The 26290-nt window shown below is 62.1% G+C and carries 28 protein-coding genes and 1 pseudogene; 11 read left to right on the top strand and 18 right to left on the bottom strand.

Annotated elements, in window-relative coordinates:
- Window position 1: 1 nt before the first annotated feature.
- Window positions 2-943 (bottom strand): carbohydrate ABC transporter permease, encoded by a 942-nt coding sequence (locus tag IEW81_RS13105; RefSeq protein ID WP_097061731.1) that lies wholly within the window; start codon window positions 941-943, stop codon window positions 2-4.
- The gene (locus tag IEW81_RS13100) at window positions 943-2250 is read right to left on the bottom strand and encodes an ABC transporter substrate-binding protein (protein ID WP_143544731.1); all 1308 of its coding nucleotides are present in this window, start codon (window positions 2248-2250) and stop codon (window positions 943-945) included. The genes IEW81_RS13105 and IEW81_RS13100 overlap by 1 nt, the downstream gene beginning before the upstream one ends.
- Window positions 2251-3027: 777 nt before the next feature.
- On the opposite strand from IEW81_RS13100, the pseudogene IEW81_RS14560 reads away from it, so the two are divergent.
- Window positions 3028-3231: pseudogene (locus IEW81_RS14560) on the top strand (IS481 family transposase); the annotation flags it as partial.
- Window positions 3232-3239: 8 nt separating this feature from the next.
- On the opposite strand, the gene ccsB reads toward IEW81_RS14560, so the two are convergent.
- Genes ccsB through IEW81_RS13075 form a run of 5 tightly spaced genes read right to left on the bottom strand, consistent with a single transcriptional unit; the run spans window position 3240 to window position 7767 of the window.
- Complete coding sequence (gene ccsB / locus IEW81_RS13095) at window positions 3240-4211, bottom strand: c-type cytochrome biogenesis protein CcsB (RefSeq protein ID WP_229671401.1); 972 nt, start codon at window positions 4209-4211, stop codon at window positions 3240-3242.
- Window positions 4208-5830: a cytochrome c biogenesis protein ResB gene (gene resB / locus IEW81_RS13090; RefSeq protein WP_097061729.1), complete on the bottom strand. Its 1623-nt coding sequence runs from the start codon at window positions 5828-5830 to the stop codon at window positions 4208-4210. Before resB ends, ccsB begins: the two co-directional genes overlap by 4 nt.
- The gene (locus IEW81_RS13085; RefSeq protein ID WP_097061728.1) at window positions 5805-6542 is read right to left on the bottom strand and encodes a cytochrome c biogenesis CcdA family protein; all 738 of its coding nucleotides are present in this window, start codon (window positions 6540-6542) and stop codon (window positions 5805-5807) included. Before IEW81_RS13085 ends, resB begins: the two co-directional genes overlap by 26 nt.
- A gap of 2 nt (window positions 6543-6544) precedes the next feature.
- A complete protein-coding gene (locus IEW81_RS13080; protein WP_097061727.1) occupies window positions 6545-7135 on the bottom strand; it encodes a TlpA family protein disulfide reductase in 591 nt (196 codons plus the stop codon).
- Entirely contained in the window at window positions 7132-7767 is a 636-nt protein-coding gene (locus IEW81_RS13075) for a histidine phosphatase family protein (RefSeq protein ID WP_097061726.1), read from the bottom strand. The genes IEW81_RS13080 and IEW81_RS13075 overlap by 4 nt, the downstream gene beginning before the upstream one ends.
- A 69-nt stretch (window positions 7768-7836) precedes the next feature.
- Here IEW81_RS13075 and aspS point away from each other — a divergent pair, with 69 nt between their 5' ends.
- The gene (aspS, locus tag IEW81_RS13070; protein WP_097061725.1) at window positions 7837-9165 is read left to right on the top strand and encodes an aspartate--tRNA(Asn) ligase; all 1329 of its coding nucleotides are present in this window, start codon (window positions 7837-7839) and stop codon (window positions 9163-9165) included.
- Window positions 9166-9174: 9 nt separating this feature from the next.
- Here aspS and IEW81_RS13065 read toward each other — a convergent pair whose 3' ends face one another.
- Both IEW81_RS13065 and IEW81_RS13060 read right to left on the bottom strand, forming a co-directional pair.
- Window positions 9175-11307, bottom strand: a complete 2133-nt coding sequence (locus IEW81_RS13065; protein ID WP_179691908.1) for an acyltransferase family protein — start codon at window positions 11305-11307, stop codon at window positions 9175-9177.
- Window positions 11304-13244 (bottom strand): rhamnan synthesis F family protein, encoded by a 1941-nt coding sequence (locus IEW81_RS13060; protein WP_097061723.1) that lies wholly within the window; start codon window positions 13242-13244, stop codon window positions 11304-11306. Before IEW81_RS13060 ends, IEW81_RS13065 begins: the two co-directional genes overlap by 4 nt.
- Window positions 13245-13384: 140 nt before the next feature.
- On the opposite strand from IEW81_RS13060, the gene IEW81_RS13055 reads away from it, so the two are divergent.
- Together IEW81_RS13055 and IEW81_RS13050 are read left to right on the top strand one after the other, a co-directional pair.
- The gene (locus IEW81_RS13055; RefSeq protein ID WP_097061722.1) at window positions 13385-14230 is read left to right on the top strand and encodes an NAD-dependent epimerase/dehydratase family protein; all 846 of its coding nucleotides are present in this window, start codon (window positions 13385-13387) and stop codon (window positions 14228-14230) included.
- A 179-nt stretch (window positions 14231-14409) separates the two neighbouring features.
- Window positions 14410-14703 carry a hypothetical protein gene (locus IEW81_RS13050; protein WP_097061788.1) on the top strand — a complete coding sequence of 98 codons (294 nt, stop codon included), beginning with the start codon at window positions 14410-14412 and terminating at the stop codon, window positions 14701-14703.
- A 12-nt stretch (window positions 14704-14715) separates the two neighbouring features.
- On the opposite strand, the gene IEW81_RS13045 is transcribed toward IEW81_RS13050, so the two are convergent.
- Complete coding sequence (locus tag IEW81_RS13045) at window positions 14716-15015, bottom strand: Dabb family protein (protein WP_097061721.1); 300 nt, start codon at window positions 15013-15015, stop codon at window positions 14716-14718.
- On the bottom strand, window positions 15012-15275 hold the full coding sequence (locus IEW81_RS13040; protein ID WP_097061720.1) for a glutaredoxin family protein: 264 nt from the start codon (window positions 15273-15275) through the stop codon (window positions 15012-15014). The genes IEW81_RS13045 and IEW81_RS13040 overlap by 4 nt, the downstream gene beginning before the upstream one ends.
- Window positions 15276-15314: 39 nt before the next feature.
- On the opposite strand from IEW81_RS13040, the gene IEW81_RS13035 reads away from it, so the two are divergent.
- Entirely contained in the window at window positions 15315-16079 is a 765-nt protein-coding gene (locus IEW81_RS13035) for an HAD family hydrolase (RefSeq protein WP_097061719.1), read from the top strand.
- A 30-nt stretch (window positions 16080-16109) separates the two neighbouring features.
- Here IEW81_RS13035 and IEW81_RS13030 read toward each other — a convergent pair whose 3' ends face one another.
- The 3 genes from IEW81_RS13030 to IEW81_RS13020 form a co-directional block, all read right to left on the bottom strand.
- Entirely contained in the window at window positions 16110-16208 is a 99-nt protein-coding gene (locus IEW81_RS13030) for a 30S ribosomal protein bS22 (protein ID WP_003792170.1), read from the bottom strand.
- Between the two features lie 94 nt (window positions 16209-16302).
- Entirely contained in the window at window positions 16303-16497 is a 195-nt protein-coding gene (locus IEW81_RS13025; RefSeq protein WP_097061718.1) for a helix-turn-helix domain-containing protein, read from the bottom strand.
- Window positions 16498-16614: 117 nt separating this feature from the next.
- Window positions 16615-17112 carry an ArsR/SmtB family transcription factor gene (locus tag IEW81_RS13020; protein ID WP_097061717.1) on the bottom strand — a complete coding sequence of 166 codons (498 nt, stop codon included), beginning with the start codon at window positions 17110-17112 and terminating at the stop codon, window positions 16615-16617.
- A gap of 100 nt (window positions 17113-17212) precedes the next feature.
- Between IEW81_RS13020 and IEW81_RS13015 the strand changes: the two genes are divergently transcribed.
- The gene (locus IEW81_RS13015; RefSeq protein WP_097061787.1) at window positions 17213-17884 is read left to right on the top strand and encodes a potassium channel family protein; all 672 of its coding nucleotides are present in this window, start codon (window positions 17213-17215) and stop codon (window positions 17882-17884) included.
- Window positions 17885-17920: 36 nt separating this feature from the next.
- Here the strand turns inward: IEW81_RS13015 and proC are convergent, their stop codons facing one another.
- The gene (proC, locus tag IEW81_RS13010; protein ID WP_097061716.1) at window positions 17921-18748 is read right to left on the bottom strand and encodes a pyrroline-5-carboxylate reductase; all 828 of its coding nucleotides are present in this window, start codon (window positions 18746-18748) and stop codon (window positions 17921-17923) included.
- A 23-nt stretch (window positions 18749-18771) separates the two neighbouring features.
- Between proC and IEW81_RS13005 the strand changes: the two genes are divergently transcribed.
- On the top strand, window positions 18772-19734 hold the full coding sequence (locus IEW81_RS13005; RefSeq protein WP_097061715.1) for a cation diffusion facilitator family transporter: 963 nt from the start codon (window positions 18772-18774) through the stop codon (window positions 19732-19734).
- Here the strand turns inward: IEW81_RS13005 and tadA are convergent.
- A complete protein-coding gene (gene tadA / locus IEW81_RS13000) occupies window positions 19731-20180 on the bottom strand; it encodes a tRNA adenosine(34) deaminase TadA (protein WP_097061714.1) in 450 nt (149 codons plus the stop codon). The two genes, IEW81_RS13005 and tadA, sit on opposite strands and share 4 nt — an antisense overlap.
- 35 nt (window positions 20181-20215) lie before the next feature.
- Between tadA and upp the strand changes: the two genes are divergently transcribed.
- Window positions 20216-20848 carry a uracil phosphoribosyltransferase gene (gene upp, locus IEW81_RS12995; RefSeq protein ID WP_097061713.1) on the top strand — a complete coding sequence of 211 codons (633 nt, stop codon included), beginning with the start codon at window positions 20216-20218 and terminating at the stop codon, window positions 20846-20848.
- A gap of 302 nt (window positions 20849-21150) precedes the next feature.
- Window positions 21151-21837, top strand: a complete 687-nt coding sequence (locus tag IEW81_RS12990) for a winged helix-turn-helix domain-containing protein (RefSeq protein WP_097061712.1) — start codon at window positions 21151-21153, stop codon at window positions 21835-21837.
- Window positions 21838-22760: 923 nt separating this feature from the next.
- Here IEW81_RS12990 and IEW81_RS12985 read toward each other — a convergent pair.
- Together IEW81_RS12985 and IEW81_RS12980 are read right to left on the bottom strand one after the other, a co-directional pair.
- Window positions 22761-23132, bottom strand: coding sequence for a hypothetical protein (locus IEW81_RS12985; protein WP_097061711.1), 372 nt, complete (start codon window positions 23130-23132; stop codon window positions 22761-22763).
- 247 nt (window positions 23133-23379) lie between these two features.
- Complete coding sequence (locus IEW81_RS12980; protein WP_097061710.1) at window positions 23380-23931, bottom strand: helix-turn-helix domain-containing protein; 552 nt, start codon at window positions 23929-23931, stop codon at window positions 23380-23382.
- Window positions 23932-23962: 31 nt separating this feature from the next.
- Here IEW81_RS12980 and IEW81_RS12975 point away from each other — a divergent pair, with 31 nt between their 5' ends.
- The gene (locus IEW81_RS12975) at window positions 23963-24928 is read left to right on the top strand and encodes a DMT family transporter (RefSeq protein WP_097061709.1); all 966 of its coding nucleotides are present in this window, start codon (window positions 23963-23965) and stop codon (window positions 24926-24928) included.
- Window positions 24925-25812 (top strand): alanyl-tRNA editing protein, encoded by an 888-nt coding sequence (locus IEW81_RS12970; protein WP_097061708.1) that lies wholly within the window; start codon window positions 24925-24927, stop codon window positions 25810-25812. The genes IEW81_RS12975 and IEW81_RS12970 overlap by 4 nt, the downstream gene beginning before the upstream one ends.
- Window positions 25813-26290: the final 478 nt, after the last annotated feature.

Here is a 26290-nt window from a genome sequence, read left to right as displayed (position 1 = left end):
CTTATCCGACCTGATCGCGCATGCGACTCGTTCTCCACTGCACAAGGGTAAAAAGGAGCGTGATAACGAGGATGACGATACCGATCGCGGCGCCGTAGCCCTGTTCCCTGATCTGGAAGCCATTGCGATAGGCGTACGTCACGAGCACGGAGGTGGAATTACCCGGCCCGCCGCCAGTCATCACGAAGATGAGGTCGAAAACCTGGAATGAGGCGATCACGTTCATGATGAGCAGAAAGAACGTGCTCGGACCGACCAGGGGTACCGTGATGGAACGAAGCTGTTGCCAGCGACCAGCGCCGTCGATGCGTGCCGCCTCATACAGTTCAGGCTCGATTCCTTGCAGGCCGGCCAGATAGATGATCATGTTGAAGCCGATCCGCAACCAGATCGCCACAATCACAACTGAAATCAATGCAGGCCAACCCTCGGACTGCCACGCGACCGGATTCAGGCCCACCGCGGAAAGCACCTTATTGATGATGCCGTTGGATTGATAGAAAATGATGGTCGCGATCATCCCCGAGGCGACCCCGGAGATAACCATCGGCAGCACAATAAGGGTGCGAAAAACACCACGGGCAGGGAGCACAGAGTTCATCAGCACGGCCAGGCCGAGGCCGCCGACCATCGTGATCGGCACGGTCAAAATGGTGAAGACGATTGTGTTCCCGAAGCTTTGCCAGAAGACCGGGTCGCCGATGAGCCTGGCATAATTCTTCAGACCGACCCATTCCGGGGAGCCGAATCCCTGACTGTCCTGAAACGACAACTGCAAAGCCCACAGGATGGGCAGAAAAAGAAAAATTGCCATGAGGGCGAGGTTGGGTGCCAGAAATCCCCAGCCGACGAGTGACTCCCGGAGGCGTGCGGCGCGTCGCGCCGCGCGCGGGCGGGGCGACAGCGCAGCGCTGCCCCGCCCACGTGCGGTGAGCGCCGTCATTACTTGGTGGCCTCCTCGATGGCACGGGTCAAGTTGCCCAACGTATCCCCTGTGGACTGGCCACCCACGAATGCCGCATCGAGCTGATCCTGCAGGGCTGTTGAGATCGCCGCCATGGCGGGCGACGTGAGCTGCGTGACGTCGCTGGGTTCGATGGTGCTGGCCTGTTCAACGAAGACGGGCATCACGTCGGGTCGCACATTGAACGTGATCGCATCCGCTGCCAGATCTGTTCGGGTCGGGAGTTCATTGGTCGCTGCGCAAAACGCCGACATGCTATCGGCCTGAACCATGAACGCAAGGAACTTCGCGGCAAGATCCGGATTTTTCGTATCCTTCGACGCGACCAGCGCGTTACCACCAAGATCTGTAGCTCCGCGCTCGTCACGCGGCATCGGAATTGCAGTCCAGTTGAACTTGGCGAGAGTTTCCATGTCCGGCACCAAGAAAGAACCAGCGAAAACCATCGCAGCAGTGCCCTCCTGGAAGGTGGTGTCCGCGTACACGGTCGATTTCGTTGAACTCGTCGGAGGAACCCACTGGTTGTCAAAAAAGCTCTTCGTGTAGTCAAGAGCCTTCTTACCAGCGGGCGAATCGATCGCCGATGTCGTTCCGTCCTTCTCCAGAAGGGCACCATTGGCCTGGAACAGCCAGCTCAACCATCGCGGAGCTCCTCCTAGTTGCCAGTTATAGACGAAAGGATACTTATCTGCTGGCAATGCAGTCCGAAGTTGCTTCGCAACATCTGCAAACTCATCCCACGTCCACGCGTCGGCCTGAGTCTGCGGCAACGAGGCGACGTCGACTCCGGCTTCCGTCAACATGTCGGTATTCACGAGAAGTGCAGAGACGTCGGTCTGATGCGGAACGCCGTAAGGCTTGTTCTCATACGACACGGCCTGCCACATCGCGGGGATGAAATTATCCTCCTCGTTCGCGAGATACGGGCTGAGGTCAAGCAACTGGTCCTGGCTTGAATAAACGCCCAAGTTCCCATAGTCGACTCGAAAGATGTCGGGAGCGTTACCGGACGAAAGCTTGGCGTCAATTCCCGAAAACATCTGCGCATAGGGGACGACATTCAACTTGACGGTCACGCCGTCGTTCTCGGTCTCGAACTGCTTGATCAAGGCTTTGAAGGCGACGGCTTCGCTGTCTCCCGCCCACGTAGTGAAGGTCAGCTCCTTAGAGCCTGCTTCACCTCCACCGCCCCCACCGCCCCCGAAACCAGCACACCCGGAAAGAACGGTGCTGACCGCCACGATCCCTGCCCCCATTGCAAGTAAACGTCTTCTGTTGAGTTTCACGTTGTGATCCTTCCGTCATTGGAGGCCGGGCAGATAAGCGCCATTGCGCCTCTTTCTCTTCATGAACGATGCAGGATTGAAACTTCAACCGTCAAGATCTTTCATTACCTTCCGAGTTCTGCTTAACTGAGGTCACTTTTTCGCGGTCGTCAGTGCTTACCGTGACAACACCGGACGACAGTCGAGACACACGAGCCGAGGCGCATCACCCCTGCTGAATTGGTGGGCCAGCCTGACATCCTGGGATCCCCTGGTTACAGTGAAACGACGTGGGAATCGGTCCCATGTGGGCAGTTATCCTCAGCAGGCTGCTCTGGGTTGACGACGAGCACATCGATGTCATCTCTCGCTCGGCTACCGCGTCTGACGATGTCGATATCGTTACCCAGTACGGCGCTTCTCGTCGCATCGCGGCGATCTCGGCAGATATAGCACCCCACTCGGAAACCTCTGCTCAAGGGTCGTGCACCTCGGATTCGCGAACGAAGCGTCCATCATTCAGACCCGGTACGCGACCATCGTGCTTGCCGCGCATCGCCCGGCTCCGTTTATCCGACGCTGGTCGACGGTGCCCGGTCGGCGCCGTCGGCGAGCTCCCTATCGACCCTTCTTGCTGAAGCACATCGTATTTCCTGGTCACAGATGAACTGTCGGGTTGGCGCACGAGGCTGCTGTGAAGCTTCACGAGTCGGCTGGGGGCGTGGACGAAGGCCTACTCCCTATGGGAACTGCAGCACGGGACCATTTCCTGCGCTGGCCCCGGTTCGCTGATCTGGACGTATTCTCGCCCTGCGGTTCACCCGTCGGTGGGGACCACATCGCATCGGCCACCACCTGCTGATGCCGAAGTCGACGGTATCGAAGGTGCTGAACCGTTATCGGATGCCATCACTCGGCCGCATCGATGTGAAGAAACTCGGCCGCAGTCCGAACGGCGGTGGCTGGCGGACGTCGGGGCGATCGGCCGGACGGAAGAGCCGGAAGAAGACCTAAAGCCCGCTGTACGCGTGCAGCCCCTTGAAGAACAGGTTCACGATAGTGAAGTTGAACACCACCGCGCCGAATCCGATGATCGCGAGCCACGCCGAGCGCGAACCGCGCCATCCGCGAGTCGCCCTGGCATGGATGTAACCGGCGAAGATCGTCCAGATGATGAAGGTCCAGACCTCCTTCGTGTCCCAGCCCCAGTATCGACCCCAGGCACGCTCGGCCCAGACGGCGCCGGCGATGAGCGTGAATGTCCAGAACACGAAGCCGACGACGATGAGCCTGTACGCAAGGTTCTCGAGCTTGTCTGCCGCAGGCAGAGTATCGAGGAACTTCAACCCGACGGCCTTGCCTGCCGCGCGCCGAGCCTGCAGCAGCTGCACGACCGACAGTGCGGCACCGAGCGCGAAGAATCCGGTGCCGAGGGAGGCGACGAAGACGTGGATGACCAGCCAGGCCGACTGCAGTGCCGGCGGCAGCGGCACGACGTCGACGTAGAAGTTGGTGGTGCCGACGCCGAGCGCGATCAGCGAGAAGCCCACGACGAACGATCCCAGGAAACGCAGATCCTGCCACACCTGCACCAGCAGGAACACGCCGACGATAATCGCGGTCGCGGTGAGGGTGAACTCGAACATGTTGGCCCACGGCACCCGGCCAGCCGCGAATCCACGGAAGAATACTGCGCCGACATGCAGCGCCCACCCGAACGCGGTCAGCGCGAAGGCCGCACGCAGGTACCGCGGACCCTTCGCTGCGGGGGCTGTTGCCGAGCTATCCACTCGCTCGAGCAGGTCCGTCGAGCCGGCCGAGGCCAGCTGGCCGACGCGAATCGTCGCACCCACCTCGGCAGTAGCCCCGACATTCGCCGATCGACGTGAGAGGTCGAGCGTGAACATGATGAACGCGATCGTGTAGATCGCCATGGCCGAGTACACGGCGATGTTGGAGTAGAGCACGAAATTCTCAGTCACGATTCCACCTTAAGCCCGAGTTGATCCACATGTTTGCCTGCAATTTCTGATACCGCCGCGTTGAGTCCGGGGTCGTCGCCACGCGCCAGTCCTGCGTACTCGAGACCCACGCTGCCGTCGGCGGCGGTAACCGCCGTGATCCACATCCTTCGACGGGGAATGAAGAGACTCGTGACTAGCCCGGCGAGCACCAGGATCGCAAAAATCAGCACCCATACCTGAGCCGGATCGTGGTGAACGTCGAGCGAGACGAACCGCGGAATCGCCGTCAATTCGATGCTGCCGAGCCCGTTGGGGAGGTCGATGCTGTCACCGAGACCGAGTTTGATCGTCGGTGAATCAGCGGTTCGGCCGGCGATCTGAGTCAACGAATCGGTGTCGAGCGCATAGGCGTTCGTGCCCCGGCCATTATCGAGCCCGAGGTCGCCCGTGTAGACCTCCATCGTGAGCTCCGGGTTCACGAGATCCGGGTAGCTCGAGGCCAGGGTCCCGAGGTTGGTGAGCACGGCGGTGGGATAGAACAGCGCCCGGATTCCGATCTGCTGCTTCAGGCCATCCGGAATCTTGATGATCCCGAGGCTGAACAGGTTCGCGTCCTGCGGAAGGAACGCGGTGGGTTGGGAGAAGACGGTGTTGCCGTCGGAATCCCGCACCGTCACCACCGGCGCGTACCCATTGCCGAGCAGGTAGACCGATGTTCCGGCGATCGCGAGTGGCTCGTTGACCTTGATCGTAGCCTTCTGGGGCTCGCCGCCGCCCAGGGTCGAGGTGACGTTCGCCGTGTAGTCGAGCACCTGGCCGAGCGAAGAGCTGGTCAGGTCGTCGTCGTACGTGGGCACGAACGAGTCCAGGCCTATCGAGTACGGCTCCAGCGCGGCATCCGTGAAGAAACGGCCGGGGTTGAATGAGTCGTAGCTCGCCAGCGAGTTCGAGAGCGCGTAACCCTCCACGACGACGCGCTGCCCGGTGTACCCGAAACCGCCGCCGAGACCGACCGCGATGAGCACACCGATAAGCGCCGAATGGAACACGAGGTTACCGGTCTCTCGCAGGTAGCCACGCTCAGCGCTGACGGTCGGGGAGCCGTTGATCGTATACAGCTCTGTGCGATAGCCCTGCCGTTTCAGCAGTTGCTGTCCCACGGCGATCGCCGCTTCGGCAGCTGCCGGCGAACTCCGGGTCGTAAAACCTTCGAGCCGCTGCAGGTTGGCAGGCGTCTTCGGCGGGCGTGCGCGGAGTGCGTCGAAGTGGTGCCTGGTCCTCGGGATGACGCATCCGATGAGTGAGACAAACAGCAGCAGGTAGATGGCCGAGAACCAGACCGACGAGTAGGTCGTGAAGACCTGGAACGTCTCGAGGATCGGTGCCAGGGTCGGATTATTCGCCTTGAACTGGATGACGCCGTTCGGGTCTGAGCTCACCTGCGGCACGAGTGACCCGGGGATCGCCGCGATCGCGAGCAGGAGCAGCAGGAACAGCGCCGTCTTCATGCTCGTCAGCTGCCGCCAGAAGAAGCGCAGGTAGCCGATGGGCCCGAGCTTGGGCTGAACGACCCTGTCGTCGCCCTTACGCGCCGCCGATGAGTCGAAGTGATCAGAGGGGCGAGACGAATCCGTCATTAAGCACCCCCCCGAAGTAGGAGAGGAACGAACCCCAGACACCAGACACCATCAGAAGTCCCATCAGGATGAGAAGCGAGCCGCCGATCACATTGATGAGCCGCATGTGGCGCTTGACCCATCCGATCGATCCACCGACCCAACCGAAGCCGAGAGCGACGAGCAGGAACGGGATGCCGAGGCCGAGGCAGTAGAAGATCCCGATGATCGCGGCACGACCGGGATCGCCCTGGAACGTCGCGAGCGAGGTCACGGCAATGAGGGTCGGCCCGACGCACGGGGTCCAGCCGATCGCGAAGACGGCACCCAGTAGCGGCGCCCCGGCAAGCCCGGCCTTGGGACGCCAGCTCGGTTTCACGGCCCGCTGCAGGAACGTCACCTGGCCGATGAAAACCAGTCCGAGGGCTATGACGACGACCCCCGCGATCCGGAGGACCAGATCGCCGTACTGCAGGAAGAAGACCCCGACGGTGCTCGACAGCACGATGAAACCGAGGAACACGACACTGAAGCCGAGCACGAACAGCGCAGCTCCGAGCACAGTGCGACCGCGGCGCATGTCCCGGGCATCCGTCACGCCGGTGACATAGCCGAGATAGCCGGGCACGAGCGGCAGCACACACGGCGACAGGAACGAGAGCAGGCCCGCGGCGAGCGCGATGGGCAGAGCAAGCAGCAGGTTTCCCTCGACGACGATCTCTCCTGGGCCCATTCCTATTGCTGTTCTGCGATGACGGTATCGATCATCGCGGCGAGGATACCCGTGTCGGCGATGCGTCCGCTGATGCGGGCCGCAACCCGCCCATCACGATCGATCACGATCGTGGTCGGCACGGCGTTGGGCGCGACGGCGCCCGCAGTCGCGAACGCGAGTTGGACGGAGTTGGACTTCGCGTCGAAGATCGAGGGGTACTCGATGCCATACTTCGACTCGAACACCTGTGCCGTTTGTACATTGTCGAAGATGTTGATGCCCAGGAATGGCACGTCGGAGTACTCGGTGCTGAGCGACGCGAGGTCAGGGGCCTCGGCGCGACAGGGCGGGCAGGATGCGTACCAGAAGTTCACGACGTGCACCTGTCCAGCAAAGTCACTGCTCGAGATCGTCTCCTCGTCGGCCGATGGCCCGCTGAACGCGATCGGCTCTCCGCGATCTACCACGGCAATCTCGGTGAACGCTCCGTCGCCGGAGATGTAGCCCTGGCCCGAACCGTTCTGGTACTGGCTGGCAAGGGAATCGTCGGCCTGGGTGCACCCGGCGAGCGCGAAGACAGCGACGATGGCAACGGCGATGGCGCGCTTCACACCGCTCCCAGATCTATCGAATTTGCGAGCAGGTCGCCTGCAGGCTCCTGGTAGTCCACCTCGATAAAACGGTCACCCTGGCGTGCGAGGGTGGTGATGCTCGAGAGTGTGCAGCGTCGGTTGCGGGGGTCATGGAAGAGACGCATCCCCTTCACCGAGCGCGCGACCATGACGATCGGCATCTGGTGGCTGACCATGACGACCTCGCCGCCCTCGGGCTTCGCCCAGGCCGCCTCGATGGCGGCGAGCATCCGGGATTCGACATTCTTATAGGGTTCGCCCCAGCTCGGCTTCAGCGGATTGACCAGCCTGGGCCAGGCACTCGGGTGCTTCAGCGCACCGGGAAACTCGAATTTGCGGCCCTCGAACCAGTTGTGCGGTTCGATGATGCGTTCCTCGGTGCTGATGGGGAGGCCGAAACGTTCCGCCCAGGGCCCTGCCGACTCCTGAGCGCGCTGCAGCGGGCTTGCATACACAGCGGCGATCGGATGTCCGGCGAGGCTTGCCGCCGCCGCCTCGGCCATCGCGTGCCCCAGCTCGCTCAGGTGGTATCCCGGGATGCGGCCGTACAGGATGCCATCGGGATTGTGCACTTCGCCATGGCGGACGAGGCGGATGAGGTCAGCGGACACTCCGTAATTCTACGCTCTGTAGATATGGGCAGAAGCTGGGTACGGCAGTGCCGGGTAAACTCGGGTTCCGTGACCCAACGCACCCTGATCAAGAACCTGCCAGCCGCGACAGACGGACCCGCGTCCGTATCGGGGTGGGTCGAAACAGTCCGCGACCAGAAGAAGGTGCAGTTCGTCGTTCTCCGCGACGAATCGGGCGCTGTGCAGCTTGTGCATCCGCGACTTTTCGCCGAGGATGGCACGCCAGAAGCCGACCCGCTGGCCGAGGCCATCTCGGCTCTCGCCCAGGGCACGTTCCTCACCGCGTCGGGAGAGCTGAAGCACGACGAGCGCGTCAAGCTTGGTGGAGTTGAGATCAAGCTGGAGTCGCTCGACATCGCCGCCGCCGCCATCCCCGAGACCCCCATCGCAGACGACAGCGCCGGCGACAAGCGCATGGACTGGCGCTTCCTCGACCTGCGCCAGCCGAAGAACAACCTGATCTTCCGTATCCAGACCACGCTCGAACACGCGTGGCGCACCTACTGGGTCGAGAACGACTTCATTGAGCTGCATACCCCGAAGCTCATGGCCAGCGCGAGCGAGTCGAAGGCCGAGTTGTTCGAGGTCGGATACTTCGACACGAAGGCCTACCTGGCGCAGAGCCCCCAGTTCTTCAAGCAGATGGCGCAGCCCGCCGGCTTCGGCAAGATCTTCGAGGTCGGGCCTGCCTTCCGGGCAGACCCGAGCTTCACAAGCCGCCATGCAACAGAGTTCACCAGTGTCGACAGCGAGATCAGCTGGATCGACAGCCACGAAGACGTGATGAAGCTGCACGAAGAGTTGCTCGTGGCCGGATTCGCCGCCGTCAAGGCGAAGCATGGCGCCGAGATCGAGGCCCTGTGGGGCGTCGAGGTGACTGTGCCCACGACACCGTTCCCGCGCATCCCTCTCGCCGAAGCGAAGCGCATCGTCGCCGAGCGCGGCTACGAGGTTCCACGCCAGGACGACGACATGGATCCCGAGGGCGAGCGTCAGATCGCGGCATACGTGAAGGAGACCTTCGACCACGAATTCGTGTTCCTGACCGACTACGCGTCGAGCATCCGGCCGTTTTACCACATGCGACACGATGGCGATGATTCACTCACTAACAGCTACGACCTAATCTTCAACGGTGTCGAGATCTCGACCGGAGCGCAGCGTGAGCACCGCGTCGAGGTGCTGGTTGAGCAGGCGAAGTCGAAGGGGCTCGAGCCGGAAGAGCTCGACTTCTACCTCGATTTCTTCCGCTACGGAGTGCCGCCCCACGGTGGTTTCGGCATGGGACTCAGCCGCGTGCTGATGCTGATGCTGCACCTGTCGAACATCCGCGAGGCCACCTACCTGTTCCGCGGGCCGACCCGTCTGCTCCCCTAGTCAGCCCAGCTATCGGAGCTGAGGCCCGAGGTACTGCATGAGCGTTCGCGCGTACGTTCCCCCGATGTGATTGTTGTCCGCATAGACAACGACACCGCCAATGACCGAGAAGCAGGTCGTCTCATCGCAGAATCCGTCGGTGAGGTCGATCTGCCGCACCGGCCCGTCAGTGAGACTGATCGCGGCGACCTGCGGGTCGTCGAAGGCATCGAGTGCGCGTGACGTCGAACACGGAGCGTTTTGCCCGACGCGCGTCGAGAGGCACGCCGGAACATCCTCGCCGCTGGTTTTGGGGAGATCCTTCACCACGGTGACAGACTTGCCCGATGCGATCATCTGGTTCCAGGTGTCTGCGATCTCTGACGGCGTCAGCGCGTATCCCGGTGCACGGCCACCGGACGCGATGTAACCGCTAGTGAAGTTCAGGTAGACCACCTCGTCGATGTCAGACCGGCCGGCAATCTCTGAGCGCACTCTCTCAGACCACTGCCGGCAGGCATACTCGTAGCCGCCCTGCTCGGTCGAGTCGTCGGCACCCGCTGTGCCCTGGTTGAGACCAGAGCACCCGAACCGGGTGTACGTGATCACCCTGACTCCTCGATCGCGATAATACTCATCGAACGCAGCTGTCATAGCTGCCGCGTGCGAATCGCCAACCAGTGCGATGGTTCCTTCCGTTGCTGCGGGGTCGCCTAGCTCGCATGTCTTCCAGTCCTCGTCCCGCCACGTCAGGCACCAGTCCGTGGTGTTGAGGTCAGTCGACGCCGCGGTCAGATTCACGGTCGAATCGAGGAGGAACGCATCAGGACACTCGCCGGATCCGAGCAGGGCGTTTGCACCAAAGCAACCAGTGCCGTCGACGACCTGCTCATCGAATGCTGCGCGCTCGGCGTCAGCCTGTCTCGTGATGGCGCCCCCCACGCTCACCGAGAGCACCACGAAGACGACCGCTCCGCTGAGCGCCAGCAGATACGCGGGACGACGGCTTCTGGTGAAGAACGATTTACGGCGGGCAGGATCCTCGACGAAATACTTGGTCGCCGCAGCGAGGCCGACGCTCAGCGCCACGATAGCGAGCCCCTCCGGCGTCGTCGGGGGCCTACCCTGCAGGGTCACGAAGATCGTGATGACGGGCCAGTGCCACAGGTAGAGGGAGTAGGAGACATCTCCCGTGAACTGCACAGGGCGCAGGCTGACGAGCGTGCTCATCGGATGCCAGCCGGGCATCCCACCAGCAATCACGAGCAGGGTGCCGATCACGGGCAGGCTCGCGAGAACACCAGGGAACGGCAGGCTGCCATTGAGCAGCACCGCCGACATCACGATCACGGCGACACCGACGATCGTGACGACACCCGAACGAGACCCGACGACGCTATCCCGCAGTCGGGACACGAGTGCGGGCCTGAGTGCGACGACGACCGCCAACAGGGCTCCGGCAGCAAACTCCCACGCCCTGGTAGCGGTGGAAAAGTAGGAGAACGACGGACTGAACCAGGTCAGGTAAAGCGAATATGCGAATGACACCCCGACGACGGCAAGTGCCGTCCAGCCGAAGAATGTCACGGATCGGCCGCCCCCTGATCGCCTGTTCGCTCTCGATACCAGCCACCCGACACCGACGAGCAGCAGGGGCCATGCCACGTAAAACTGCTCCTCCACCGAGAGCGTCCAGTAGTGCTGAACGAGGGTCGCGTTATTCCCTGCCCCGAGGTAGTCGACGGCATCGAATGCAAGCGTCCAGTTCACGATATAGACGGATGCCGCGGCGATCTGCCTGAGAGATTCCACCCGCACCACTTCCGGGAGCAGCACGAACACGGCCACTACGCAGCTTGCAAGCACGGACAATGCCGCTGGTAGCAGGCGACGAATCCGTCGCGCCCAGAACTGTGTCAGGGAGATGCGGCCATGGTTTTCATACTCACGCATGAGGTGCGCGGTGATGAGGAAACCGGAGATGACGAAGAACACATCGACACCGATAAAACCACCGGTGAGCTTCTGCGGCCACACGTGATAAGCGACGACGAGCGCGACGGCGAGCGCACGCAGGGCCTGTACCTCGAGGAGGGTGTTGCGGGCCCGAGCTCCCGGCAGTGCCTCGCGACGCTCGTTTGAAGCGCGAACCGAAATCGTCACGGCTTCTCTGGATTCGATGAAGGGGCGCCGGCGACGATCGACACGGGGCGTCGTGACGGGCGCAGTTTCCTGAATCTCGGTAAGGCCCACGCTACGAAGCCCGGATAGCGCTCGAGGAGGTACGCCTTTTGGAACCCCAGCCAGCTTTTGCCCTCAGTGAGCCTGGCTAGCGATTGGCGTGAACGCAGGGTGTGAACTTCATCCACAGCATCCCCCTGCACGGTTTCGCTCAATTGGTCCAGCTTGTACTCGAGGAACGTATGGCTGATGGCCGCATACTCCGCGTTCGCCACAGTCCTGCAGTGGTAACCCAGCTCGCCCGCCGCGTAGGCGACCAGGCGCTCCTGCACGTGTGCGAGACTTCCGTCTCCGTACACACCCTCTGGCGCATAGTCGTCGTAGTCGACATCGTCAGACGCCAACAGCGCCAGTGCCTCAGGCCGGGCGATAAACATTGAGCCGAAGGGGGCAAGAGGAGACAGGTCATCCAGTGGAACCGTGATTCCGAGTTTGGCGCACAGTGTCGCGGCGCGCGCTTTGTTGGTGAACCAGGCACCTCCCAGCGTCGGGAATCCGATGTGGACCGTGGGAGGAAACACTGCGCCGAGCCCCGACTCTGCTTGGAACAGCCCCACCAGGTTGGCTGTATAACCCGGAGAGTTCAGCAGGTTGTCGATCTGCTGGCGCTTGAAGAGGTCACCGACCGCAGAACCCTGCTGGATCGTCTTCTTCGAGTGAACCTTGACGACCAGGTCGTAGTTCCCGCCCAGGATCACATCCCTGCATCCGACATAGAACGCGCTGATGTCCCGACCCCGGTTGGACGCTACAACCCTGACTTCCCAGCTCCCGATCCTGGTGTCTACTCGGTCATTGATCCGGGCCCGGATGTGAGCGGCTTTTGACTCATCGCTCGTCGTGACGAAGAGATCGAACCGACCAGGAAGCGTGTCGAGCCGGTCCAGCAGTTCGCCCGTCATCTCCTCGTAGAAGATGTGGACGGTTGCCGCGATGCGAAGTGGGCTGTCCACCTCGTATCCCACGGTCTGCTCCGGGAGGATTTCGAGCATCGATGCGCTCGTGTTGAGGATCTTCGGCTTCACATTCTTCGCGAGATTCTCGAGGATGAAGCCCCTCGGATACCCCGCCCGGTCGGCTGAATCGAGCAGCCAGCGACCGACGATCCCCTCACGGTCGAGGTAGAGCGGATCGTGGAAGAAAATTCGGCGCTTCAGCACCGGGCAACCGGCATCGAGCAGATCCTGTGCCCGTTCGAACGCGGGGTGCACGGTTCCGGGGAAGTCCTGGTAGGGAAAAGCAACCGCGTATGTGAAACCCCTCGACGCGAAATATTCGGTGAATCTCGATTCATGATGAGTGATGGAACCTGCATAGGAGGTGATGGGCGGCATGTCGGCCCAGTACCGCTTCCAGTGATCAGACTCCAGTATCGGTTTACGTACGGTAATCCAGTGCGACTGGATGTGAGACGGCATCGTCCCGCGGCCTGTGTGGGGATTGGGGGTGACAGGCCCGTGATCGGTCATTCCCCAGAAATCGACGGTGCGCGAATCCATATCGGCGAATACAGGCTCGAAAGACCCGATCGGGCCGAACCAGGTGTAGTTCATGAGGATCAGTTCATCGAAGCTCGCTACGACCTCCGGGCCCAGCTTCTGAAGAGCCCACTGGTAGCCAGCCACGTCGAAACCCGAGTTCTCCCGCTCCCACACATCATCGGCGACTGAATCGAGGACTGCGCGTCCAGCGCCACTGAGAGCACCGTTCGACACCACGACGATGCGTTCGGCGAAGGGCCTCAGCTTCACCAGCTTGTGGGGGATATAGCGATCGATGTCCCCCCGGGCATCGAACACGAGATAGATGATGAGTCGCTTCGGATCTGCACCAGCAGCTGCATTCATCTCGTAGGGCATGACTCTCTCGCGACAGGTTGAGGCCCTCGAGGAGCCGATAGGAACTGTCAAATTATAGACGGCGGGGCCACTCGCGGCCTGAGGTACAGAAGCTGGCAGCTTGCAATCTAGAATCGCTCATAGACATGGAGAGTGTAAAAATGCAGGATCGCGTTCTTGTGACCGGTGGCGGTGGATACATCGGGCGCCATGTCGTCCGATCTCTCCTCGACCTGGGGCACGTCGTCACTGCTACCGTCCGCCCGGGATCCTCGGCAGAGATCGATTCGCGAGCCAAGGTTCTCACCGTCGACATTCTCGACCCCCAGCTGGACGTCACGACCCTGGCAACGATGCCATTCGACCGCGTCATTCATCTTGCCTGGCAGGATGGTTTCTCACATAACGCGCCGTCTCATATGCTCCAGCTGTCGAACCACTTCTCGTTGCTCGACCGCCTGGTCAGCTGGGGCGTCACGAGGGTCGCAGTGCTCGGCACCATGCATGAGATCGGGTACTGGGAGGGCGGCGTCGATGAGAACACCCCGACGAATCCCCTCACCTTGTACGGCATCGCGAAGGATTCCCTTCGACGTTCCGTATTCGTGAACCTCGCCGGGCGTGCCGAGATCCAGTGGTTGCGTTGCTACTACATCCACGGTGATGATCGCAACAACCACTCGATCTTCACTCGGATCCTTAACGCCGTCGACGACAGCAAGACAACTTTTCCGTTCACGAGCGGCATAAACCAGTACGACTTCATCCATGTCGACCACCTGGCTGACCAGATCGCCAGAGTCTCGTCGCTGGCGGGCGCGATCGGGATCATCAATTGTTCGAGCGGGGTTCCGACGAGCCTTCGAGACAAGGTTGAATCCTTCATCGTCGACAACGCATTGCCGATCTCGCTTGAATACGGCGCGTTTCCTGACCGCCCATACGATTCCCCCATCGTTTGGGGTGACTCCACCCGGATCCGGCAATTGCTGAATCCAGGCACATAGGGTGGCTTCGTCGCTCACGACAACAATGCTGTCGCGGATCTTCGAAAACTGACTGGAGCGAACGCTCGAATCGCGTTACCCGACGGATCTATCGAGTTGTCGTCGACCCGCGGTGATCGTCGATGTGCCCTGCGACGCGCTCTGGCAGCCATACACCTCCATGCGGCAAGATGAACGTCATGTCCAAAAAAATCGATGCCGCCCTCAAAGATCTCAAAAGGGCACTGAAGGCCCATGCCGAGGTCGTCGGCGGCAGCGCTGTATCGCTCAAGAAAGCACAGCGAGCGAGCTCGAAGGTCACCGCGACGGCCACTGCGTACGCTGCGGCCGTTCACGCCAAGAGTGGAATGGGCAACCCGTTCGACGACATGGCGCCCCCGGGCCTCGAGCGTGCAACGCTCGATTCGCTCTCGGCCGAGCGCGATTCGCTGCACAAGCGGCTTACCGGCCCGATCGACATCCCGAAAAAGTAAGCACGAACCGCGTCAAACTTCAAAGTCGATGGATGACCGCTCGGTGACGTGCTCGCGCACCACCGCGGCCGCAGCCTTGTGGTCTGGGTGCAACTGGTAGGCGTCGAGAGCGTCCAGCGACTCGTAGTCTCCGATGACCAGCACGTCCCAATTCTTCTCGAAATACGCCACGTTCTGGCGCACGTCGAGGGAGCGGATGCCCGGCACCACGTCGACGAGAGGTTCGAGCACCTTCGCGATTGCGGCGACAGCGGCCGCTTTTGCGGCGTCATCCTGAGCCTTCAATTTCCACGTGACGATGTGACGGATCATGCTGTTGCCTCCAGGAGTGCTGCCCGCAGTCGCACCGGGTCGATGCGCCAGATGTTGTGTACGACCCCATTGAGAATGAGAACCGGGATCTCGTCCCAGTACTTCTCAGCCAGGGTCGCGTCGTCGAGAATCGAGAACTCTTCGAGCGCGACGGATGTTGGATCATCCAGCGCGCCGATCACGGAAGCCACGGTAGCCCTGGCGTCGTCGCACAGGTGGCACTCCGGTTTGCCGATGAGTGTCAGCCGCGCGATCGTCACCCCACCAGAGTAGATGACGCGACCGTAGACTGGGCCGCGATGTCAGACGCCCAGCCCCTTCCGCCCAGTGATCGCCCGATCGTGGCTTTCTTCGACGTCGACAACACGCTGATGAAGGGTGCGAGCGTCTACTACGTGGGTCGCGAGGCATTCCGCCGGGGAATCATCTCGTGGCGCGACATCGCCCTCTTCGGCTGGCACCAGTTTCGATTCCTCGCCGTGGGTGAGAACCAAAATCACCTGGCTACGGCGAAGGATCGCGCGCTCGGGCTGGTCAGCGGCCACACCGAGGCGGCGCTGATCGCCCTCGCCGAAGAGATCTATGAACGAGACTTCGCTCCGAAACTGTGGCCCGAAACCGTCGAACTGACCCGGGAGCATCTCGCCAAGGGCCATGAGGTGTGGCTCGTCACGGCGACGCCCCAGCTCGTCGCACAGGTCATCGCCGACCGGCTCGGATTGACCGGAGCTCTTGGCACGAAGGTGCAGGCGCTCGACGGCGTGTTTACCGGGGCACTGGACGGGCACGTGATCCATGGTGACGAGAAGGCCGCGGCTGCACGCGAGGTCGCTGCGAACCTAGACGCGGATCTCGCGGACTGCTGGGCCTACTCGGACTCGAGCAATGACATCCCGCTGCTCAGCATGGTGGGCAACCGGGTCGTGGTGAACCCTGACGCGAAGCTGCTGGCGCACGCCCGGGAGAAGTCCTGGACCGTGCTTCCGCTGAAGCGATCGAGCATCCGAGAGGCACGAAAGCTGGTGAAGAAGCAGGCGCGCTTCGTGAAGAAACGCGCCCGCTGATCGTCGGTTGCCGCATTCGCGGCTACCGACCTACTTCTTGTTGCGGCGCTGGTGGCGCGTCTTGCGAAGCAGTTTGCGGTGCTTCTTCTTGGCCATACGCTTGCGACGCTTTTTGATGACTGAACCCATAGGGACCTCACTGATTTCTTCAACGAACCGCTCGGTCCGAATCAGAACCGCGGAAAAATGTACTACGTGAGTCTACCGCAGCAGGATATGCGCGCTAACCGACGTCCGACATCGGTGTCTCGATGGCGGAAGCGACTGCAGACTCCGGGATTCGGAAGGAGCGACCGAATCGCACGGCAGGCAGGTCACCGGAGTGCACCATCCTGTAGACCGTCATGTTCGACACGCGCATCATCTCAGCGACCTCGGCAACCGTGAGGAATCGCACGTCAGACAGATCCCGCGTCATATTGGCTGCGCCCCTCGAACCGTAGGCACACCGAGGATGTTACTGGTGTGCTATTCGGTAACAATAGGGGCTGGTGTGACTCACTGTCCACCCCGGAATCCGGGGACGGACGACTGCCTACCGGTCGCGGAACAACCGGCGTCGCACACCATCCGGCAGCTTCTCGGCGACAGCCTCGGATGCGTCGTGCAGTTTGTCGGTTGCCTCGTGGATGGCCGTGCGGGCCTGGCGCGAACCGTCGGCGATGCGGCGACCGAGGGTGCCACCCACGTCGGCCCCCGACCACGCCGCGACCGCGGCCGAGCCACCATCGATCACGGAGTCGTCGACGTCAGCACTCAGGAAGGGGATGAGCCAGTCTTCAACAGTCTCGAGGGGGTCGGCATCCATGCTGTAGTAGCGGTGCTGGCCGTCTTCACGAACCGAGACGAGACCATGGTCGCGCAGCACCTTGAGGTGTTTCGACACTGTCGGCTGGCTCAGACCCAGCTTCTCGACGATCTCGTTGACGCTGATGTCGCCCGATCCGGTTATGGCTGACCCGTGCCGGTCGAGCAGGACCTGCATGAGGTCGCGCCTCGTGGCGTCTGCAATCACGTCGAAGATGTCTGCCATCCGATCAGGGTAGCGCGGTGAAGCTAAGCTTTCGACGCATAGCCGCAAGTCGCACGTGTTGCTTCCCGGCACGTTCCAGACCGAAAATGGGGCCTCAACCGTGGTTGACAGAATTGCACATAACGCGCCGGTGCTGGTGATCGGGCTCGGCCGGTTCGGCGCTGCAACGGCCGGCCAGCTGCAGAGGCTCGACCGTGAGGTACTGGCGATCGATGCCGACGCGAGTCTCGTGCAAAAGTGGTCTGCCCGCGTCGCCCACGCCGTGCAGTCCGACGCCAGATCTATCGATGCGTTGCGGCAGATCGGCGCGCAGGACTTCTCGATCGCGGTCGTCGCCGTCGGATCATCCATCGAGGCGTCGGTTCTGATCACGGCAAATCTCGTCGACCTGAAGATCCCCCAGATCTGGGCGAAGGCCATCAGCCGGTCGCACGGCAAGATCCTGACACGCATCGGCGCGAATCATGTCATCTACCCCGAGGCCGAAGCCGGCGAGCGCGTCGCCCATCTCGTGTCGGGCCGCATGCTCGACTTCATCGAATTCGACGATGATTTCGCGATAGTAAAGATGTATCCGCCCAAGCCGATTCGCGGTATCCCGCTTTCCGAGTCGCTGGTGCGGAAAAAATTCGGCATTACCGTCGTCGGCGTGAAGTCACCGGGCCAGGACTTCACCTATGCGACGCCGGATACGGTCGTATCCAACCACGACCTCATCATCGTCAGCGGCAACTCTGCCGACATCGAGCGTTTCGCGGGCATCGGCGCCTGAGCGCCGTGACCCGGCTGTATTCCCTGGGAAGAACAATTAGCTCGCGGCGAGTTCGCGAGCGCGCGCCAGTGCCGCAGCGGTCGCCCGGTCGAACAATCCACCGAGGTCGGCCTCCTGCAGTTCGGCCACGGCCCGTTCGGTCGTGCCTTTCGGGCTGGTCACCTGCAGGCGCAACTGCTCTGGCGACCTGTCCGAGGCCTCGAGCAATGCGACCGCGCCACCGAAGGTTCCGTTGACCATGATCGCCGCCTGCTCTGCGGTGAAACCCATGCGCACGGCCGCATGGGTGAGCTCATCGATCAGCAGGAACACGTACGCCGGACCAGACCCCGAGATCGTGCTGAGCGCATCGATCTGGGATTCCGGGATCTCGAGCACGGTGCCGACGGTCTCGAAGAGCGTCCGACCCAGTTCGAGCTGGGCGGGAGTGGATCGGGTTCCTGCAGCAAGCCCCGTAACTCCCCTGCCGACGAGTGCCGGCGTATTCGGCATCGCCCGCAGCACCGGGTTCGGTACCGCGGCCTCCATGGTCGAGATGGTGACACCGGCCGCGACGCTGATGACGAGAGTGCCAGCATCCAGCGCGGGAGCGATCTCGGCGAGCGTGTCACGGATCATGGCGGGCTTGACCCCGAGCAACACGATTTCCGCGCCTCTTACCGCGCGCTGGTTGGCATCCGCCGTCTCTGCCAGCGCATAGGAGGTGACGCCGGGCGCTTCGATCAGGTCTGCTTTGGCGCGGGTGCGATTGGTTACCCGGATACCGCCATCCACGATCACCGCGGGGGAGAGTAGCCCACCGAGGATGGCGCCACCCATGGAACCTGCTCCGATGATGGCAATCGTGGGAAGCGTCGTGGTCATGCGATCATCCTAGGATTGATCCCATGAGCGCATCTGGCGGAGGTAAGGCAATCATCGCGGCACTGCTGGCGAACCTCGGTATTGCTATCGCGAAGTTCATCGGTTTTCTCATCTCCGGTTCCAGCTCCATGCTCGCCGAGAGTGTGCACTCGCTGGCCGACACCGGCAACCAGGGCCTGCTACTGCTCGGCGGGCGCAAATCCCGACGCAAAGCCGACGACTCCCATCCGTTCGGCTACGGCCGCGAGCGCTATGTCTACGCATTCGTCGTGTCGATCATCCTGTTCTCGGTCGGAGGTGTCTTCTCGATCTACGAGGGCATCGACAAGCTCCAGAACCCGCATGAGGTGGAGATGCCGATCGTGCCCATCGTGATCCTCATCGTCGCTATCGGCCTCGAGACGTTCTCGCTTCGCACCGCCATCAAAGAGTCGAACCACGTGCGCGGCACTCAAAGCTGGGTGCAGTTCGTGCGCCGTGCGAAAGCTCCGGAGCTTCCCGTGGTGCTTCTCGAAGACTGCGCAGCACTTCTCGGTCTTGCCTTCGCCCTGACCGGCATAAGCCTGACCGTCGCCACCGGGGACGCAAACTGGGATGCCATCGGCACTCTCGCCATCGGCGTGCTGCTCGTCGCCGTGGCCGTCATCCTCGGGATCGAAACCAAGAGCCTGCTGGTCGGTGAGGGCGCGAACCCTCATGACACGGTGAAGATCCGCGATGCGATCAATGAGAATGAGTGCGTCGAGGCACTCATCCACCTGAAGACCCTCTACCTCGGGCCTGACGAACTGCTGGTCGCCGCGAAGATCGCCTTCGCCAGCAAGATGCGGCTGTCGGATGTCGCGACCGAGATCAACTCCGTCGAAGCGAGCATTCGGGCTGCCGTTCCGACCGCCCGAATGATCTATCTCGAACCCGACATCTTTAGCGCGCCGAACCCCGCGAACCCCGCGACCGAGACGGTCGTGATCAGGAGCGCAGACTAGCTGTCGAGCGGCGGGCGGCGGCGTTCTTCGAAGAAGCCAGTCAGCAGTGCTGCGCATTCCGTCTCAAGAACTCCAGCGATGACCTCAACCCTGTGCGGCAGTCGGCGGTCGCGCAGCACATCGTGCACGCTGCCGACAGCGCCCGCCTTCTCGTCCCACGCACCGAACACCACACGCGGGATGCGCGCCTGCAGAATCGCGCCCGCGCACATCGTGCACGGTTCAAGCGTGACCACGAGCGTGGTGTTCTCGAGGTGCCACGTTCCGGCCTGTTCCGCAGCTTTACGGATCGCCACGATCTCAGCATGCGCTGTGGGGTCATGCGTAAGTTGGCGTTCGTTGCGACCGATCGCGATCGTCGCCCCCGCGGCATCCACGATGATGGCCGCGACAGGAACGTCACCGGTCTCGATGGCGAGCTTCGCCTCGGTGATCGCCTCCGACATCAACTCTTCATAGCCACCCACAGTAGATTGAGCCTATGCGAGTACACGTTGCCGATCACCCGCTCATCACGCACAAGCTCACCGTCCTGCGAGACAAGAACACACCCTCGCCGACGTTCAGGGCACTCACCGAAGAGCTCGTGACGCTTCTCGCATACGAAGCCACCCGCAACGTGCGTACTGAACCGCTCGAGATCGAGACGCCCGTGGCCGTGACGACCGGGCTCGCCATCAGCTCCCCGCGGCCCCTCGTCGTCCCCATCCTGCGAGCCGGGCTCGGGATGCTCGAAGGAATGGTCAAGCTCATCCCCACCGCCGAAGTCGGCTTCCTCGGCATGGTGCGCAACGAGGAAACGCTGGAGCCGCATATCTACGCCGAGCGCCTTCCCGACGACCTATCGAACCGCCAGTGCTTTGTGCTCGACCCGATGCTCGCGACCGGCGGGTCCCTTATCGCCGCCATCCAGTACCTCTTTGATCGGGGAGCCGTGGATGTCACGGCCGTCTGCCTTCTCGGAACCCCCGAGGGCCTCGCCTCCGTCGACGCCGCCACCACCGGCCGCGAGGTGACCATCGTGCTGGGCGCCCTCGATGAGCGGCTCAACGAGGTCGGATACATCGTGCCGGGGCTCGGCGACGCGGGAGACCGGCTCTACGGCTCCGTCTGACCGTCCAACCCATCGGAAGGTTTGCTGTCGACAAGCACGGATCTCTCTGGCATAATTGACCTATGACTGCTCACACGTTCGCAAGCACCTCCCTCGAGGTCGGCGGAGTTCGTGTCGTCATGTGTTGTCGAATGTGCGCCTAACGGCCCATTCCGCCGAGTACGGTTCTTCACCAGATCCAGCTCCCAGGCTCTCGCCCTCATAGCGGCGTATTACCTGAATGAATCACCCGTAGCACCCAGAAGGATCACACCCTCATCATCAGAGGCCCTTCACCACAATTCTCAGGGATTCTCGACGCCATGTCACTTGCCGCCATCGAACGTGCACCACTTTCTCCGGCTCTGCCCATCCAACCCTCCCCGCCTCGCAGACTTCATGCCGTGCCGACCGGCACAGAGGCCCGTGGATTCGCCCTCTACGTGGGTGTCGACCAGGCGAAAGCACTCGACGCCGGCACTGACCTCGGCCAGGTGGTCGAACAGCTCAAACAGCTTCTTGCACAGCTCGTCCCCGGGTCTGAAACCTACGCCGCCGTGGCCCTGGCTCCGGCCGGTGCGGGTGGCCGCGATGTCGACGTAGTGCGCCTGGCGTTGCAGGATCCAGCGGCTCTCGCGAAGCACCGCCAGGTCGAGGAACCTGCCCCGAAGCCTCGCGGTGGTGTGGTCGTCGACATCTCTCGCAAGCGCGTGCTGCTCGACGGCTCGACCGCATCCCTCACCTACAAAGAATTCGAGCTGCTGCAATACCTCGTGCTGCGCGAGGGCCGCACGATCGATCGTGCCGAGATCATCACGGCGCTGTGGGCCGCTGGGGACGATGAGATCCCGAACGAGCGGACCATCGACGTGCACGTGCGTCGACTCCGTTCAAAGCTCGGTGACTTCGAAGACATCGTGCGCACAGTCCGCGGCGTTGGCTATCGTTTCGATCGCCACGCTGACGTTTCGATCCGACAGGCATCGACCCCGAGCCCCGACTTCTTCTAGGCGCTGCCCCGCGGTTTGGCATCGCTGGCCTGCGAACACGGGGTAGTACGACGCTTGGTTGCGCTTATCCCGAGGCGCGGCTTTTGTCGGGAGGTCGGCCGAAATCCAGTCCTTCTTGTTTGGGTGGCAGCCGGGGCCGATGTCATCGGCCTGCTCGACGTCGGCGTTCATACCGGCGAGCATCATGCCCGTTTCTGGTCGCGTCATCGTGTCTACTTCTCCTTGACATCCAATCACCCCGGCAGACCTTGTTGATCACCGCCTCAGGTGGCGACACCTACGCGTTTGAGTGGGCGCGTGTCTTCCCGCTTGTCCAAATCGGAGGGTAGGCCGACGTAGCGCGGTCGGTGCTGACAGTGCCCGTAAACCAAGCGCCGAGACGACGGATCGGCACGGGGGCACGCTCGGGAACGGCCGGACGGCGGCCGGAAGCAATCGCTGGTTCCCCATCGCCTGCATCTTCAGCATGCATCTGAACCATGGTGAGTTGTCGGAACGTTCGGGTGAACGGGCTGCCAGCGTCGAGGGGGGCACTTACGGGACTTTGAAAGTTTCGGGGACATCGCGAAAACCGGGTTGAGGAGACGGCCATGACGAGCCGATACGTTGCGCGCGATGTTGAGCGACGTCAACCACGACTCCACGTGAGGTGCCGTTAGCTCGAAAAAAGTTCGACCCGACGTCATTCAGAACTGGCGGATCGCACCATGCATCGCGTTGAACCGATAACCGAAGCGACTTCTTGCAACGGAAGTTGCCCCGCCGTCCCCGTATGCCCGGGCAAGATGCTGCGTTTCAGACATTCGCTCAGACCACGTGCGTGGCAAATTGGTCAACGAGATGGCGGCCCGGCCATGAAGAGTGGCAATTGGCCAACTCGGCTGGCAATGGACATGGCGTCTGCCGTCCCTTGCCACGAGACCCTAGTGGCGCCCGCTGAAATCCCACTTGAGGTCGCCGGGGCGCTGATCGATCAGGAGAAAGAGCAGGGCTGCAACTCCAAAGGCGATGAAAATAGCCAGCGTGAGGCGGTGGGTCCACCGTTGTGTCCATGGAATCGCCAGTACCGGAATAGCCAGGATTATCCCGCTGACCAGGACTCCGCCGAAGACCGAAGGGAAGTCAGGGGTCGACCGCCCGAAGCCACCACCGCTACATCCGCTGATACCGCAGAGGCTCAAAGCCGCGATGAATTGCGCCGGAACGGTGAGGAACCATGCGACGGGCAGCGCCCACAGGAAATGGAGCCTGTTCCGCCGGTACTGTGATCGCTGAAATAGGATTTTCGCGACCATACGATCTTCGCCCCCTCACCGACAATGGAGTCAGATCCTACTATTGGCACGGAGATAAGCGACAGGCCAGGCGCGGACAAATCAGGTGGCACAACGTCCCGTGCCATTCGATTTGTCGCCGTTCTGTAGGCAGATTCAGGCTTCACGCTGCGGCGAGCAAGCGTGATTTGTGCCATTCAACTTGTCCAAATCGAATTGATCAACCGCCTGCTCGGCCTGCCGTCTGCAAGCGGGAGTGTGTGGTTCGTCAGCTGACGACAATCCGCGTGAAACGCGCGCGATAATCGCCGTCGTTAACGTAGGAGTACTGCTGCGCCGTCCCGAAGGCGAGGTGTTCGCCCGCAACCAGTATGACGTCGCCGCGTTCTTGTTCAACTCGGATAGACCCTTCGGAGACCATGAGGAGTTCGGACCAGCCTTCGGGGTCCGGTTCGGCGTCGTAGCGGTCCCCGGGTTCCAGCACCCACGCCCACAGCTGGGCATCCTTCGCGGCGGGCACAGAGGCCAGCAGCACCGCGGCGCTCCCGGGCCGACCTTCCCACGCGAGCTCGCGGATGTCGGCGTGGGCGGCGGCGGGGGCGGCAACCAGGTCGACGAAGGTGACGCCCAGCGCGTCAGCCAGATGGTCCAGGCCCGTCAGGCTGATGTTTGCCTCACCGGATTCGAGCTTGATGATCGTTCGGCGGCTGATGCCGGCGCGATCCGCCAGGGCGACTTGGCTGAGGTTGGCAGCGTTGCGGAAGCGATGCACATTCGCCCCGACGTGAACCAGGACCTGTGACGTTTCTCCCGTTTGCATGTGCACTATTCTGCACCATAGAGTGTGAAGTATGTTGCACACACCATCTCGGGGGCGCTGGCTCTCCCGTCAGGAGATGGCCCTCGTCTTGGTCACCGCCGTTTGGGGTGCGACGTTCCTCGTCGTGCACATCGCCGTGCAGTACAGCGGGCCGTGGTTCTTCATCGGTATGCGGTTCATCACCGCCGGCCTGATCAGCGCGATCATCTTCGCCCGCATCCTCCGTGGCATCACCAGGAAGGAGATCGTCGCCGGGGCGGCCATCGGGGTGATGATCTTCCTCGGTTACGGGCTGCAGACCGTCGGGCTGCAAACGATAGACAGCAGCACCTCTGCGTTCATAACCGCCCTCTATGTCCCGCTCGTCCCTATCCTGCAGTGGATCGTGTTCAAGAAGCCGCCCAGGCTGCTCACCTGGATCGGTGTCGTGCTCGCTTTCGCGGGTCTCATGCTGCTCGCCGACCCGGGCAGCGCCAGTTTCTCCTTCGGAGGAGGGGAGATCGCGACTGTCGTCAGCACCCTCCCGATCGCGGCGGAGATCATCCTCATTGGTTGGTTCGCCGGCAAAGTCAACCTCGGCCGGATCACCGTCATCCAACTCCTTGTCGCCGGGGTGCTTGGCTTCCTCACTATGCCCGTTGTCGGCGAACAGCCGCCCGTTTTCTCCTGGGTGTGGGTAGCTGCAGCTGTCGCTCTCGGTGCGGCGAGCTGCCTCATCCAGCTCACGATGAACTGGGCCCAGAAGTCGGTCTCACCGACCCGGGCCACGATCATCTACGCCGCCGAACCCGTCTGGGCCGCCATCATCGGCCGCATCGCCGGCGAACGGCTCCCCCCGATCGCGATCGCCGGCGCCGTATTCATCGTCGCCGGCGCCTTAGTGAGCGAACTCAACCTGCGCAAACGCACTGACACTACCGCTCCAGACGAGATGTCAGGCGGCACCGGCGACCCGGCGGCATCCACCCACATCTCGAACGAACGGACTGACGCATGACTCTCCTCACCACCGACACCACGATCACCTACCCCGACGGCGCGACGACCTCGACAGGCACCGTGATCCACGTCGAACTCTTGTCCGACGGGCTGTCCGCGGTCCTGCTCGACACGACAGCGTTCCACCCGGTCGACACAGCCTGGCCTGACCAGCCCGCCGATCACGGCACCATCACTACGGAAGCCCAGGGCACCCAGGCGATCGTCGACGCCGTTACCGGTGGCATCCACGACGGTCGACTGTTCCTCGGCGCCGACTTGCCCGTTCGCACCGGAACCGAAGGATGGGTCTTCGTCGTCGCCCACATCGTCGACGGCCCAGCTCCCGCGATCGGCGACATCGCCCGAATCGACGTCGACGTGGCCTACCGCGCCGCGCTATCGGTCGCTCACACCGCCTGCCACCTGGCGGCCCTCGCCCTCGACGCAGCCTTGGCTGCCGCGTGGAGCAAGCCCGTTTCCGCCGACGCGCTCGGCAATCCCGCCTTCGACTCCCTCGCCATCCGGACCTCCCGGATCAGTCCCCACCACTCGGTCGACATCTACCGGATTGGAAAATCCCTCCGCCGCAAAGGATTTATCCCTACTTCACTCGACGACCTCGATGCTGTCGCGAATCAGATCAACGCCCAACTCGCTCAGTGGGTCAACGCAGGCGGTGCTGTCCGGATCGAACGAGGCGATAACGCCCTGTCAGCCCGCCGCACCTGGGTCTGCGTACTCCCTGGCGGACGCACCGACATCCCCTGCGGTGGCACCCACGCCCACGATCTCGCCGAGCTGTCCGCCGTCATCACCTCGTTCACTGCAACCGAAGCCGACGGTGCGCTTGAACTGACCATGGAAACAGTCGTCTCGCCGACGACAGCCGCCCGCCCGTAGGACGCACCCCACCGGGATTGGCTACTTAGCAAAGCGCAGACAGCGGCCGTGAGACGGTCTTTCAACGGTTTACAGATCGACGCTCGGACAGTTCAACTCCTGCCGTTTGGTTCGATGCCCGTAAATTCCACCCGACGAAAATGCCAGAATGCGTGTCTCAACGGGAAAACCGTTGTTGTTGAAAAGCTCGCCTGTCGCGGACAAGTTGGATGGCACAGCGGACATGAATATGTCACCGCGGACAAGTTGGGTGGCACAGCACAACGGGACATGTCACCTCGATCCGTGAAGTTTTTGAAAAATAACGGTTGCGTAACTAGACAGCGTTATCTTTCCGTTATACATTCATAGAGCAGAAGTTGTTTGCTGTGGCAACTGAAGCGGAATGTGATTGCAGGACACTCTTGGTGCAAGGGAGAGGGTCGGTTTCTAGCCTCTGAAACCGACCCTCAATCCTTTTAAAGGACCATGGTCTTCT

This window comes from Salinibacterium xinjiangense, from assembly GCF_014645015.1.
In the GTDB taxonomy this organism is placed as follows: domain Bacteria; phylum Actinomycetota; class Actinomycetes; order Actinomycetales; family Microbacteriaceae; genus Rhodoglobus; species Rhodoglobus xinjiangensis.
The sequence above is the reverse complement of the archived record's forward strand: the minus strand, read 5'-3'. Positions and strand labels throughout refer to the sequence as shown.

Coding starts and splice junctions, on each gene's coding strand:
- IEW81_RS13030 (WP_003792170.1), bottom strand. CDS start 16,208: ATGGGTTCAGTCATCAAAAAGCGTCGCAAGCGTATGGCCAAGAAGAAG.
- IEW81_RS13105 (WP_097061731.1), bottom strand. CDS start 943: ATGACGGCGCTCACCGCACGTGGGCGGGGCAGCGCTGCGCTGTCGCCC.
- IEW81_RS13045 (WP_097061721.1), bottom strand. CDS start 15,015: ATGATCCGTCACATCGTCACGTGGAAATTGAAGGCTCAGGATGACGCC.
- IEW81_RS13085 (WP_097061728.1), bottom strand. CDS start 6,542: ATGGGCCCAGGAGAGATCGTCGTCGAGGGAAACCTGCTGCTTGCTCTG.
- IEW81_RS13035 (WP_097061719.1), top strand. CDS start 15,315: ATGTCAGACGCCCAGCCCCTTCCGCCCAGTGATCGCCCGATCGTGGCT.
- tadA (WP_097061714.1), bottom strand. CDS start 20,180: ATGTCGGAGGCGATCACCGAGGCGAAGCTCGCCATCGAGACCGGTGAC.
- upp (WP_097061713.1), top strand. CDS start 20,216: ATGCGAGTACACGTTGCCGATCACCCGCTCATCACGCACAAGCTCACC.
- IEW81_RS13020 (WP_097061717.1), bottom strand. CDS start 17,112: ATGGCAGACATCTTCGACGTGATTGCAGACGCCACGAGGCGCGACCTC.
- IEW81_RS12975 (WP_097061709.1), top strand. CDS start 23,963: ATGTTGCACACACCATCTCGGGGGCGCTGGCTCTCCCGTCAGGAGATG.
- IEW81_RS13005 (WP_097061715.1), top strand. CDS start 18,772: ATGAGCGCATCTGGCGGAGGTAAGGCAATCATCGCGGCACTGCTGGCG.
- IEW81_RS13025 (WP_097061718.1), bottom strand. CDS start 16,497: ATGACGCGGGATCTGTCTGACGTGCGATTCCTCACGGTTGCCGAGGTC.
- IEW81_RS13060 (WP_097061723.1), bottom strand. CDS start 13,244: ATGCCCTACGAGATGAATGCAGCTGCTGGTGCAGATCCGAAGCGACTC.
- IEW81_RS12980 (WP_097061710.1), bottom strand. CDS start 23,931: ATGCAAACGGGAGAAACGTCACAGGTCCTGGTTCACGTCGGGGCGAAT.
- IEW81_RS12970 (WP_097061708.1), top strand. CDS start 24,925: ATGACTCTCCTCACCACCGACACCACGATCACCTACCCCGACGGCGCG.
- IEW81_RS12990 (WP_097061712.1), top strand. CDS start 21,151: ATGTCACTTGCCGCCATCGAACGTGCACCACTTTCTCCGGCTCTGCCC.
- proC (WP_097061716.1), bottom strand. CDS start 18,748: ATGACCACGACGCTTCCCACGATTGCCATCATCGGAGCAGGTTCCATG.
- resB (WP_097061729.1), bottom strand. CDS start 5,830: ATGACGGATTCGTCTCGCCCCTCTGATCACTTCGACTCATCGGCGGCG.
- IEW81_RS12985 (WP_097061711.1), bottom strand. CDS start 23,132: ATGGTCGCGAAAATCCTATTTCAGCGATCACAGTACCGGCGGAACAGG.
- IEW81_RS13055 (WP_097061722.1), top strand. CDS start 13,385: ATGCAGGATCGCGTTCTTGTGACCGGTGGCGGTGGATACATCGGGCGC.
- IEW81_RS13050 (WP_097061788.1), top strand. CDS start 14,410: ATGTCCAAAAAAATCGATGCCGCCCTCAAAGATCTCAAAAGGGCACTG.